We start from the raw sequence: 12,106 nt of genomic DNA, 5'->3' as shown, positions 1-12,106 counted from the left end.
ATGTTCCTATTTTCGTAACTTTGAAATAAATATAAGTGAGATGGCCAAGAAAGAACCAAAAATAAATAACAAAGAAACATGCAAAGCACACTTCAATGCTATTAATGACGCAATGGAAATCTTATCAGGAAAATGGAAGTTTCACATATTGGGAACATTGATGGAGGGAGGTAAAATGCGTTTTATGGACCTTTTACGTGAAGTCGATGGTATAGCTGCAAAAATGCTATCAAAAGAACTACAAAGTCTAGAAATAAACCACCTTGTAAGTCGTACAGTACTCAATACCAAACCAATTACAGTAGAATATGAAGTCACAAAATATGGTGAAACATTAAAACCAATTATAGACGAAATAGCAAAATGGGGAGCCGATTACAGAAAAAACTTATACACCGAAAGCGATACAAAAAGTTCCTCTTAGAGCTAAACCACCCCGCCGGATTCAATACTATATTAATCCATTGACTAAAACTTGAAGATAAATCCAACAAATTCGACGCATCATTGCATTAACGGATTAACATACTCAATCCAACCTCTTTGCCCCTTTACTCCTTTGCTCTAAACTACCCCGATTGCTGGATTCAATACTATATTAATCCATTGACTAAAACTTGAAGATAAATCCAACAAATTCGACGCATCATTGCATTAACGGATTAACATACTCAATCCAACCTCTTTGCCCCTTTACTCCTTTGCTCTAAACTACCCCGATTGCTGGATTCGATACTATATTAATCCATTAACTAAAACTTGATGATCAATCCAACAAATTAACGAATCTTCGCATTTACGAATTAACATACAACCCCCTTCGCTATTTCTTTGCCTTCTTATATTCAGCTTCTAACGTTTTCATTGTCTTTATAATTTTTGGGTTATAAACTTTTTCTGCTTTACCCGTTTTTTTGTCGGTTACCAAAACCTTTAATGACATTTTTTTATTTCTAATAAGATTATCAAACTCATCCTCTAATGATCTAGCTTTTCCTATACTATCATCAAATATCAAGTCCTGATAGCTAACTTCTAATAGTTCGGTCAACCGTTTTATTTGCTTTTCATTAGGTTGGACAATATTATTCATCCAGCTAGTAATCATAGTACCATCTACATCCATTAAAATAGCTAACAAATTATTACTGATTCCTTTTGACTTAGCTATTTTTCTTAATCTATTAGTAAATACTATATCTCCCATGTTTTGATTTTTTAATTATTTCTTTATTTAAAATTTCTCGATTAATATTAGAACCATTAATTATTTATATCGGATTCAAAAATGAATTACCGATACATAAAATAAATCGTAATACGTTAGTAATAATTGTGAGTTATAGCCTTTTTCTAAACTATAAAACCACCATTATTTAAATGTTAGGAAGGATGGTATATGAATGCGATAAACAAGATTATAAATTCAACAAAAACAAACTTTAAAAAAATCACTCAATTCCCCTAAAGATTCGTTTAATTTTGAAATTAAACTTAAATACCATCAGTTATTACAAATTAAAAATTCCATATAAAAAACAGGAACAATATTAATAATAAGCAACACAATACATATAGTGTCAAAAATAGCTCAAAAAATATTAATCACCAAAAATTGTTATAAATTATTTTTAACATAAAAACATCTTATACTAGTATCTAGCATTAAATAATCTTTTATAGAGGGTATGGTAAAGAATATAAAAAATGGGGCTATCAATAAAATTATTGATAGCCCCATAGCTAGAATATTTAGTCAACTATAAAAAATACTACTTACTGCAATTAGCGTTGTAGTCCGCAAAAATTTCATAAGCCATTTTTTGAACTTTAAACCCATTTAACTCAGCTTCACTTTTAATCAAAGACCCAAGTTTTGATTTTTTCTTTTCTTCTTTCTCTGGATTATAGCTAGCATATTCTTTATTCAACATTTTAGAGCGTACAAAGTCACAATCTTCAGTGAACTTTTTAAAATCACTACTATTTAATTCCTCAACTTTACTACCGTTTTTAGAAACCAAAATACTTGGATTACCTTTAATGTCTCTAATATCTTTTTCCATTTGTTGAATATCTTTCTCTCCAACAGCAACAGAGGTTGGTAAAGCATAAAGCCTATATACAGTTACTGGTCCTTTAACAAGAACTTCTGCAATATAACTAGATTGAGATATGTTTTTAATCATCTTAATCTTTCCTCCAATACCGCCACCGTCATTTTTAGAAGCTTCTCTAAAATTCTTATAACTGATAAGCTCAAATTCACGTAATACATCATCATCATAAGCTGCATACCCCTTTAAGTCATTAGCATCAAGTACTTTTAATTTTTGTCTTTTTTTACTTGAGTCAATGTCGGAATTAGCAATAAATCTCACTTTCAATTGATTCTCCCAAGGTGAATCTTCGTCTCCCATCAACTTCACTATTCCCTCAATCTTATTTCCGTCCTTATCAATAATCCATCCTTTTTTCTCGTTTGAACGCAATTCATAATCAGTTTCATTCTCCTGAGCTGTAATACAAATAGGCATTAATCCGAAAAATGTAAATAGTAATAATTTTCTTAGCATACTTAAGCTGTTTTAAATGTTAGTCTATAGTTAAAACATTATTATAAAATAAATATAATTAAATGTTAATTCAAAGATATAGGTTTAAATCAAATAAACACATAATATAATAAGTAATAACAACTTAACTAACAAAACAACCTTAAACACCCTGTGTATTCTGATTTCTATAAATCTTAAAATTGATAAAACCCCTTCCTTAAATCACAAGAACATCTAAGTAATTAAAAAACTACATGGAATAATCAATCTTAAAACTACTCTTAAGCAAGAAAATCTAGACACCTTAATCAGACATAATTTTTAAAAGATTACCATCTAAAAGTTTGAGACGAAGAAAAACAAGTTTTTAAAGATTCAATCAATGCGATGACACTTTTTAAAAGTAAAACTTTTACAGCTTAAACTCCCTGAAAAACAAATGGTTTAGTGTCAACAAATTGTTGAGATGTTTCGCCAGCATAAATCTGGTTTTTATCTAAAGCAAGCTTCTTTACTTTACCAGTTTTACTAAAATCTAGCTTTTTCAAATCAACCCAAATTGCATTTGGGCTAAGAGCATCTTCATAATAATAAACTAGATTTTTTTGATCAGAAACCGTTCTCCATCTGGTAGTAGAAAGATTAGGAAACCCCTCCGTAGAGATACCATATGGAACAGAACACTGTCTAATAACACTAAAAGCCCCTGCAATAGCAATTCTAGTATCGTCTGTTTGAGGAATAGCTTTAATATAATAAGAAGCACGAACATAACGGTCAGCAGCTCTGTTTGTACCAGGAAGGAATATATTTCCAGGAATACCCTTCCAATATTCATTAATCGCCAATTGATCTTCAAATACAGGATCGTTGGTCATTACAGTATAAGAAGGATCATGATGAATCACGAGCTTTCCATTGATATATTCCAGAATAGCATTATCACCACTAGCATCAGAAATAGAAAGATGAACTGTCGTATACTTGTCAGTCCCAGGGATAAAATCCGTTACGATAACAAATTTTTCTTTTTTAAACTCTTCAACCGCTTCCGCAACAGTAGCAAAATTATCCAAGGTGTATTGTGCCCAAAGAGAAACAGCAAGACCATCCTTACCCTTGCCATCTTTAGAAAAATCAGGATACTTAGAACTAACCAACCAGAGCATATTAGCAACAAGCCCCTTTTCGTTCATACCATCGGAAATTGCTATATCCCAAGAGCTAGTAGTCATACTACCATACTTAGAAGTCCATTTAACAGTGTTTTTACCTGTACTACCGTTGCGTTCCATTCCTCTGGGAAACAACCATAGATTAGAAGGTATAGCTATGGAGAAATCCATACTTCGAGCAGTAATAATTGTATTATTTGGACCTTTATAGACAACTCTCGTACAAGCATCTGCTTCTACTGTTGTACCAAATAAAGCAATTGTTGTAAGAGCAATGGCGGTTTTAAAAACATTAGATTTTTTCATAAAGCATAATTTTCTTCTAAATTTATAAAAAATACAAATGTTAAAACAATAAATCAATGTAAAAAATCATCTGAATAAGTTATAACTATTGTTGACTCAAAATTCTTCACCTCTTAACCCCTCTACTTCTTGTCTCCTTTGCCCCTTAGCCTCTTTACTCTCTAATCCTATTACTAATTAATTCTCCCACTATTTTCATTTATGTCTTTATCATTGAATTTAGAATTTTTTATCCCTCTAAAAATATAACGAAGCGTCAAGACCACTTCTTCTTTATCTGGAGAAACCAATACACTAGGAAGTTTTTGTAAAAGGTCCATAAAATTTGGAGAGAATTCAAAAATTGATTCTTTCACGTTGATTTTGATAATACCGTCTTTGGTAGTAATAGCTTTCTTTTTAGTCTTGACAATATATATTTCTGCCTCATCAATACGACTGTTATCAGAATTGACCACAGAACCTTTAATTCTATAGTTTTCCTATGAAAATAAAACTGCGTTTACAAATAAAAAACAGAGTAGCTAATATGACTTTAAACTTCATGTAGATGATTGATTCGTTCTTTTCGTTACTTTAAATAATCATCTAGTTTTAAACGAAATAGAATGTAAAATCTATGTATAAATTTTACATCATAATATCCCTACTATAAATAATTATTTCAACGAAAGTATAAGTTCTATATCAAAAGCAGGAGAATTACAATTAACAAAGCAGATAGTTTTACTGTATTCTGTGTTAAAGGAGACATTGAACTCAACCACTTATATGAAATCATCTAAAATTAAATCCATTTATCTAGTGATCCAATGACCTGTGAATAATCTAAAATTATGTTTATCTACAAATTCCTGTTTAGCTTCATCTACCTCAATAGAGCATAAATATAATGCAGCTCTATTTTTATTTCTCTTTACAATCTCTGCTTGGGTTCTATCCGTTCTTATAGTCCTTGTGTCGTTTACATAATAAAGTTCATACTTAAACGTACTGTTATTACAAGTATAGCTATATTCTTTACTAGGTGTTCTTCTTGACTGATACCTTTGATTATCATCAAAAATATGCGCAGCATCTCTAGGGTGCATATTTCCTTTTTCAATTTCCTTTAAAAAAGTTTTTCTAAAATAAGCAAAGGAACATTTATTATGAAGTAAGAACGGATATACCAATATAGAAGCCATTTTTTCATAGTAAGAAGTATCGCTCATTATGTTGGATAGTACTTGCGACTCTGGGAAATCCTTATAACGTTCATTACCTAACTCTTTAAAAATAGAATCCTCTACGATTCCCAAAAATTTTTCACCAGGAAAACCAATAGTACTAATTTTTTCTTCTAAAGCTTTAATGTTTCTCGGTATAAAAACTTTATCGAAATATTTATCTCTTTTGTTTTTAGCCTTATTATCTTCCTCTGCAAGTGTATAGATCCAAGCTAAATAATCCACATCAATATTGTCTAGATATAGCTTTCGAAATTCCTCTTCTTTTTTAATGATAAGTTTGTTCTTCTTGTACTCTACTCCAAGTTTACTTAAAATAGGAAAATGTTTTAAATCATTAATTTTGAAACCAAATCTGAAAGCTGGAATAATATAATTTTCAGGATTACGACCTTCAAACATAGAAATCTGTGCAGCATTTAAAAAATCTTTCAAAAAGATGAAATCATTAAACTCTAAAAACACCTCATCGTATATTGTCAATGCAGAATCGGTTTCGTTCTTAACAAAATAAAGTTCTTCAGCATGATTTATTTTTTCATGATAGACCTTGTAGTTTAAAGATTGTGAGATTGTATTGTGATATACAATGAAAAAAAAGAAAGTAAAAAGAAATGTTTTCATATTTTAAAAAAAGTGAAAATAATAAATCTTTTTAAAATGACAATTTATTTTGAGATTTTTTCAAAAAAAAGGGATATTTTAAAATCTCTTATTCTCTTTAATTCAAGAACAGATGTTTAAATAAAACCTTGATTCTTAGCCTCTCTCAATATCCCTTCCTACAGCTACATAAAATTCTTTAAAACCATCCTAACTCTTCTTTGAATTTTTCTGTTTGTTCTGGATTTTCTAATGGAATAGAATCAACAGAATATTCTTGTTTTAAATATTCGGGAATATTTTCAAGTTTGAGCAATCCAAAAATTTGGTTCTCATCTTCAAGAAATTTAAATGAATCTACATTTCTAAATCTTATAGAGGATATATCCTTGTTGAGATATGATTGTCGGTAATAAGGGTATATTTTGCTTAAAAATGAAGAAAAGTCTACTTGCAGATTATGAGTTTCAACTATGTTGTAAGGTTTTTGAATAAGTGCAAAAGAGTTTCCTGTTGGTAAAGAACCAATTTTCGAGGCTATCTCTAATAGAATCTCTCCATTTTCTTGAAAATAAGCCTTATCCAATTCTATTGCGATTTCTCTTTGCTCCTTATTGAGCTTCAAACTGTTTATTACATCTATCAATGCCACATGAGTTGCTTGATCCTTAGCATGCAATCCGTTTAATTGATAAATAGTAATTTGTTTATCAAGATTCTTACTTAACCATTTCGAATGGTTCTTAACATACATTTTTTTAAACCACTTCGCTAAATCTCCTTTAGTAATCGATTTGTAATAATTTTCATAACCAGACATATAAGAAATATTAAAACCATATTCCTTTGTAAGCAAAGTCAAGATTTCTTTAAAATAATTAAAATCCTTGAAGTCGTACATTCGTTCTAGATTATTGTATAGGATTTCAGGATTATTCTTTCCTTCTAATAATTTTAATTTTGCAATCTCCTCCTTCAACTCAAAGTATGATTCTTTAGAGTCAGGATAAAAATGTATGATGTTATTTGCAAGAGTATCTCGTCGTGTCTGGGAGGTAACTTTCGAAAAAAATAAAAAAGTAAAAAGAATAAAAATTGAAGTCCTCATAAATAAGTTTTTAATTCACGAATGTGAAAATACTTATTCTTTTCAATATGCCAATTTTAATCGACAGAAATTAATCAAAAAAACGTGATTTTATAGATGCTTTCAAAAATAGTTGTTTATTATTTCTCAGGAAAATGTCCCTCCTTTAATCTATTTAAAACAACGTTTTGATTTAAAATTCAAATCCCTTTGGAAGCTTTGAAATATCTAAATTCCTTGGGTCAGCCCCTTCAATAAGTGCACTTATAACTTCATCTTGTTTCAGTTTTTCGAACTCATCAAAACTCAAGTCAAACATAATTTGAAGCTTAACGTTCGTAATAGCCTCTTTTTTATCAATAAAATTATCTGAATACATCATTAAGAATTGCTGTTTTAAAACATCCAATACTTCAAGGCTTTTAAATTTCATAAAATCCCCTTCCTCGATTCTAAAAACGCGTTTTAAGGCTGTGAAATCATACAACTCCTCCTCTGATATAACATTGTCTTTCAAAACGAAATTAGCATATGAAATCAAGTAATCCAGCGCTTCCATTTTTATTTCTCTAATATCACTTTCAGCAGGTAGAACCTTATTTAGATCTTGTGACTTAGAATCATCTAACACTAAAATACACTCAATTTCATTAATAATTGGGTTGATGACGTTTCCATAATCAACAAACTGCTTATAATTATTTGATAGTTTATACATAGCCACATCTTGTAAATCCCCTCTAGGAAAAGGATAATTAATAATTTCATTAAGATAGTCTAATTTTCAAAGAATTACAAGAGGAGAATCTTACTCACTTAATCCGTGCTGCTTTTCAATTTCCCTTTACCCTTCCCTTCTTTCCTTTCTGTTTTTTTTAGGGTCTTTATTCAATAAACCATATTGAATTTCAAAGTATTTTTAATATTCAAATCCTTGAGACTTTGCTATTATAAAATATAGTTATCGTTATTTTATTCATTTTTATATTTTTCAGATATTAAAAATTCTCTTTGAACAATTCATTCAATATTCATAGGAACTTCTTTAACTCTATTTATATTTCTGATATATAGTGGTTTTTTTATCACCAATCTTTATAATCAGATTATTCTCAACGGCATTTTTTAAATCTCTACTTGCTGTTGCTGAAGAAATTTCTTTAAAATAACTCAAATAATCCTTTCTTGTAAACTCGAAAACATCTTGCTCCAAGAATAGGGCAATTCGATTTTCTACAGTAAGCTTTTTTCCAGAATTTGCTATCGTTTCTTGTAAAGATCTATCGATTACAGATAACATATATTCAATAAACTTCGTCGATTTCCCTAGTTTGTCAGATAACGCTAATGCGTTATAGTAGGCATCTTGATTTTGGGCAATTAACGTTTCGAAAGATAAATACTCAAAAATAGGATAGGTTTCCATCAATAGTAATGTTTGCCATAATCTTCCCATTCTTCCATTGCCATCAATAAAAGGATGAATGAATTCCAATTCATAATGAAAGACACAACTTTTAATTAAGGTCAGTTCTGATTTATCTTTCAAATATTCAAATAAGTCTTTCATCAGAAAAGGCACATTTTCAAACGGTGGGGCTATATGCTCAACTTTTGTACCTTTCACAATACCAACACCCTGTTTTCTATATTCTCCAGGATTTTGAATTAAGTTTTTAAGTAAGCATTTATGAGCTTTTAAAAAATCCTTTTCGTTGGACGCTTTCAATTTTCTAATGTTTTTATAAATCTCTAGCGCATTTAAAACCTCAACAATATCCTTTTGCGGACCAATAACACGTTTGTTTTCAAGAATAGCGGTTATTTGTTCTTCCGTGAGTGTATTTCCCTCAATACTCAATGAAGAATGAATTGTTTTAATCTGATTTTGTTTCCTTAATATTGGATCACTCTTAATTAAATATCGCGCACTAATCTCCCCTATTTTTTCTGAAATGGAAGCGATGTACTTTAAAATTTCTGAAGTTATTTCGTAGGGTGGTTTCATTATTCCTTACTATCATTTGATACTATCACAAATATATAGTTTTTAATTTTAACAAAGAAAAGCACTCCTATTTTAGTAAAGACTTTTACTTCCTATAAACCACTTCTTTTTCTAGACAATTATCTTTACAGGCATAATAACAAGTCGATCTTAAATTATTAAGATACAAATCACCAATCAAAACCAAATATAACCTTCTGTCAATTTAAAAACAGATCCAATAACTTTAAAAAATAGCCTAATTAATATCCTGAATTTCTTTTAAACATCCATTATATTTGTAACACTTCGTTTATGAGAACTAACTGTTTATCTAAAAAACAGACAAGTAGTTTCTTTAAAAATTATTTCTAATAAATAAATGATATGTTTGATTTTCGATTAAAGGTTTTCTATACGGTTGCTAAAAGAAGAAGTTTTACAAAAGCTGCGAATGATTTAATGATATCACAACCCGCTGTAACCAAACATATCCAAGAAATAGAATCTCATTATCAAACCAAACTTTTTGCAAGAGATGGAATGAAAATATCCCTTACAGAAGCAGGAGAACTACTAAACAGCTATGCCGAAGAAATTTTTTCTGTCTATAGAAACCTAGATTTTGATATGCACGCTCTAAAAGCGAAGGTAAACGGAAGTTTAAAAGTGGGTGCAAGTACAACTATTTCCCAATATGTTTTACCACCGTTATTGGCAGCTTTTAAAAACAAAGTCTCTAGTTTATACCTAGATGTTGTCTCTGAAAATACTACAGTAATAGAGAATCTTTTACTCACAAAAAAGATAGATATTGGATTGATTGAAGGTAATTCTAAGAATCCTTTAATTAAATACACTAATTTTATAGAAGATGAAATTGTGTTAGTTTGTGGTAGCAACAACCCATTGATCAATAAAGACTCTATAACACCTTCTGAATTAAAAGAGTTACCATTGCTATTTAGAGAAACAGGATCTGGGACTTTAGATGTAGTGGAAACAAACTTAAAAGAGATTGGAATAGCTTTAAACGATCTTAACCACGAGATGTGTTTATCAAGTACAGAAAGTATCAAAATGTATTTGATGCACTCTAATAGTGTTGCATTTCTTTCTATTCATGCTGTTTTAAAAGAGCTAAAAAACAATGAATTAAGAATCGTGGAGGTAGAAGGACTCGATATTCGTCGAACATTTTCGATTGTTGGTCGTCAAGGTCAGGAAAGTGCGCTTGAAGAGATATTTATTCGGTTTCTAAAATCCCATAATTTAAAGTTATAGGTCATAACAATTATGTATTTCTATTTATTAGATATAGATGAGACATTTGTATTTTAAAACAATAGAGATGACAATAGAAAAACGTAATTACACAGCAATTGAGAAAACAATATTTATCGGTTTGGCCTTGCTTAGCTTATTTCCATTTATATCATCAGCAATTGCCCTAATATTGGGTATTATTTATGCACAAATTTTTCAAAATCCATATGTCAAACAATCTGAAAAGGCTACTGGACTATTATTGAAAATATCGGTAGTTGGATTGGGATTTGGAATGAATATAGAAAGCGCGCTTTCGGCGGGAAAAGAAGGGTTTATTATAACTGTTTTCTCACTATTATTCATATTGATTTCGGGATACCTAATAGGTAAGAAATTAAAAATAGATAAAAAGATTTCTTTCTTGATTTCTGCCGGAACTGCAATTTGTGGTGGGAGTGCAATCGCAGCAATATCTCCCGTCATAAAAGCAGATGAAAAACAAATATCAGTGGCATTAGGAATTGTATTCATACTAAATTCACTAGCCTTACTATTATTCCCAATTATCGGTCATGCACTAGAATTAAGTCAAGTAGATTTTGGACTTTGGTCTGCTATAGCAATTCATGACACGAGCTCTGTTGTAGGAGCAGCAGCAAAATATGGCGATAAAGCATTAGAAGTAGCCACTACCGTAAAGCTTGCTCGTTCATTGTGGATTATTCCAGTAGCATTTCTTTCAACTTTGATTTTCAAGAATAAAGGAACTAAGGTTAAACTCCCTTATTTTATTGGATTTTTTATATTAGCTATGATATTGAATTCGTATTTTTCAATTATAGGATTAATTAGTCCATACATTGTAGAAATATCCAAATCCATGTTAACACTAACTTTGTTTTTAATAGGTACCTCATTATCCTATAAAAAAGTAAAATCAGTAGGCATTAGACCCTTTTTAGAAGGAGTTGGACTTTGGCTTCTCATCTCACTTAGCTCTTTGCTGTATATAGTGTACATCAATTAATTCTCTTACAATCTCAAGTATATTTTATATAACTTATTGAATATAAAACCCGATATCGCCAATTTACTTTAGCCCAAAAATAAAAATTATTAAGCTGAAACAATAGTATATTTACCTAAGCTAAAACTCAACATACAAGACGCTTTAAACAAGTTAACATGAAAAATCTAATTTTTAACAAGTACCCCATATTACTAACATTTCTAATGCTTTTTATGTTCAGCTGTACATCCGTTGAAGACGAAGATTTATATGTTGTCAAATTTAAGAACAACTCTGAACACCCTTTAACTCTAAAACTCAAAAACCTTGAACAACTAATAGATTCTCTAACAATATTGCCTAATGAAACTACACCTGAATATGTTCACAGCAAAATTAACAATGAATTTAAAGGTTACTTTCATGGAGACTTTATACAAGTAACTTTCGACAATGGAAAAGGGTATATCTGTGACAAAACGGAAACTACCAACTTATGCTTTACTACTAAAGGCAGTCCATTATACTCAGAAAATCCAACTGGATTTATTATAAAAGGGAATGTATATACTTACGAAATCACACAAGATGATTATGAGAAAGCTCATGACTTATCAGAATAAATAAGCCGAAAGCTTTGAACAGCCCCCGTTGGCGCAAGCAGCACGCTTGTGCCTTCTATGCACCGTCATAGCACACCCTATTATCTGAGAAGTTAGAATCGAGTACTTATAGGTATCATCAATCATAACAAACTATCTTATATCTAATATACTTAATCCTTTTCCTAGAGTATCTAAAAATGTCTAAAATTACCATGTAAAGTAAGAGAATCTTATTCACCATCTTGTCAAATCATAAAAATCAATTCATCATATAAATC

At 30.2% G+C, this 12,106-nt stretch carries 12 protein-coding genes; 4 read left to right on the top strand and 8 right to left on the bottom strand.

Features of this window, described 5'->3' with window-relative positions; translation table 11 throughout:
- The first annotated feature begins 40 nt into the window (after window positions 1-40).
- Window positions 41-424 (top strand): winged helix-turn-helix transcriptional regulator, encoded by a 384-nt coding sequence (locus BM024_RS05270; RefSeq protein WP_090678415.1) that lies wholly within the window; start codon window positions 41-43, stop codon window positions 422-424.
- A 399-nt stretch (window positions 425-823) separates the two neighbouring features.
- Here the strand turns inward: BM024_RS05270 and BM024_RS05265 are convergent, their stop codons facing one another.
- The 8 genes from BM024_RS05265 to BM024_RS05230 all read right to left on the bottom strand — a co-directional run bounded on the left by BM024_RS05265 (window position 824) and on the right by BM024_RS05230 (window position 8,966).
- A complete protein-coding gene (locus BM024_RS05265) occupies window positions 824-1,207 on the bottom strand; it encodes a helix-turn-helix transcriptional regulator (RefSeq protein WP_090678414.1) in 384 nt (127 codons plus the stop codon).
- 565 nt (window positions 1,208-1,772) lie between these two features.
- The gene (locus BM024_RS05260) at window positions 1,773-2,576 is read right to left on the bottom strand and encodes a hypothetical protein (protein ID WP_090678413.1); all 804 of its coding nucleotides are present in this window, start codon (window positions 2,574-2,576) and stop codon (window positions 1,773-1,775) included.
- Window positions 2,577-2,977: 401 nt separating this feature from the next.
- The gene (locus BM024_RS05255) at window positions 2,978-4,039 is read right to left on the bottom strand and encodes a linear amide C-N hydrolase (RefSeq protein ID WP_090678412.1); all 1,062 of its coding nucleotides are present in this window, start codon (window positions 4,037-4,039) and stop codon (window positions 2,978-2,980) included.
- Between the two features lie 173 nt (window positions 4,040-4,212).
- Window positions 4,213-4,497 (bottom strand): hypothetical protein, encoded by a 285-nt coding sequence (locus BM024_RS05250; RefSeq protein ID WP_090678411.1) that lies wholly within the window; start codon window positions 4,495-4,497, stop codon window positions 4,213-4,215.
- 339 nt (window positions 4,498-4,836) lie between these two features.
- Window positions 4,837-5,892 carry a hypothetical protein gene (locus BM024_RS05245; protein WP_090678410.1) on the bottom strand — a complete coding sequence of 352 codons (1,056 nt, stop codon included), beginning with the start codon at window positions 5,890-5,892 and terminating at the stop codon, window positions 4,837-4,839.
- 178 nt (window positions 5,893-6,070) lie between these two features.
- Entirely contained in the window at window positions 6,071-6,979 is a 909-nt protein-coding gene (locus BM024_RS05240) for a hypothetical protein (protein WP_090678409.1), read from the bottom strand.
- A gap of 172 nt (window positions 6,980-7,151) precedes the next feature.
- Complete coding sequence (locus BM024_RS05235; RefSeq protein ID WP_090678408.1) at window positions 7,152-7,676, bottom strand: hypothetical protein; 525 nt, start codon at window positions 7,674-7,676, stop codon at window positions 7,152-7,154.
- A gap of 333 nt (window positions 7,677-8,009) precedes the next feature.
- Window positions 8,010-8,966, bottom strand: coding sequence for a Fic family protein (locus tag BM024_RS05230; RefSeq protein WP_090678407.1), 957 nt, complete (start codon window positions 8,964-8,966; stop codon window positions 8,010-8,012).
- A gap of 366 nt (window positions 8,967-9,332) precedes the next feature.
- Between BM024_RS05230 and BM024_RS05225 the strand changes: the two genes are divergently transcribed.
- The 3 genes from BM024_RS05225 to BM024_RS05215 all read left to right on the top strand — a co-directional run bounded on the left by BM024_RS05225 (window position 9,333) and on the right by BM024_RS05215 (window position 11,846).
- The gene (locus tag BM024_RS05225; protein WP_090678406.1) at window positions 9,333-10,229 is read left to right on the top strand and encodes a LysR family transcriptional regulator; all 897 of its coding nucleotides are present in this window, start codon (window positions 9,333-9,335) and stop codon (window positions 10,227-10,229) included.
- 67 nt (window positions 10,230-10,296) lie between these two features.
- Window positions 10,297-11,241: a YeiH family protein gene (locus BM024_RS05220; RefSeq protein WP_090678405.1), complete on the top strand. Its 945-nt coding sequence runs from the start codon at window positions 10,297-10,299 to the stop codon at window positions 11,239-11,241.
- Between the two features lie 158 nt (window positions 11,242-11,399).
- On the top strand, window positions 11,400-11,846 hold the full coding sequence (locus BM024_RS05215; protein ID WP_143077723.1) for a hypothetical protein: 447 nt from the start codon (window positions 11,400-11,402) through the stop codon (window positions 11,844-11,846).
- Window positions 11,847-12,106 lie beyond the last annotated feature (260 nt).

The sequence above is a fragment of the Myroides guanonis genome (assembly GCF_900114085.1).
GTDB classification, from domain to species: domain Bacteria; phylum Bacteroidota; class Bacteroidia; order Flavobacteriales; family Flavobacteriaceae; genus Flavobacterium; species Flavobacterium guanonis.
Note: the sequence above shows the minus strand (reverse complement) of the source record. Positions and strands in the feature narration are given on the sequence as shown.

Coding starts and splice junctions, on each gene's coding strand:
- BM024_RS05240 (WP_090678409.1), bottom strand. CDS start 6,979: ATGAGGACTTCAATTTTTATTCTTTTTACTTTTTTATTTTTTTCGAAA.
- BM024_RS05245 (WP_090678410.1), bottom strand. CDS start 5,892: ATGAAAACATTTCTTTTTACTTTCTTTTTTTTCATTGTATATCACAAT.
- BM024_RS05265 (WP_090678414.1), bottom strand. CDS start 1,207: ATGGGAGATATAGTATTTACTAATAGATTAAGAAAAATAGCTAAGTCA.
- BM024_RS05270 (WP_090678415.1), top strand. CDS start 41: ATGGCCAAGAAAGAACCAAAAATAAATAACAAAGAAACATGCAAAGCA.
- BM024_RS05255 (WP_090678412.1), bottom strand. CDS start 4,039: ATGAAAAAATCTAATGTTTTTAAAACCGCCATTGCTCTTACAACAATT.
- BM024_RS05225 (WP_090678406.1), top strand. CDS start 9,333: ATGTTTGATTTTCGATTAAAGGTTTTCTATACGGTTGCTAAAAGAAGA.
- BM024_RS05220 (WP_090678405.1), top strand. CDS start 10,297: ATGACAATAGAAAAACGTAATTACACAGCAATTGAGAAAACAATATTT.
- BM024_RS05215 (WP_143077723.1), top strand. CDS start 11,400: ATGAAAAATCTAATTTTTAACAAGTACCCCATATTACTAACATTTCTA.
- BM024_RS05235 (WP_090678408.1), bottom strand. CDS start 7,676: ATGTATAAACTATCAAATAATTATAAGCAGTTTGTTGATTATGGAAAC.
- BM024_RS05230 (WP_090678407.1), bottom strand. CDS start 8,966: ATGAAACCACCCTACGAAATAACTTCAGAAATTTTAAAGTACATCGCT.
- BM024_RS05260 (WP_090678413.1), bottom strand. CDS start 2,576: ATGCTAAGAAAATTATTACTATTTACATTTTTCGGATTAATGCCTATT.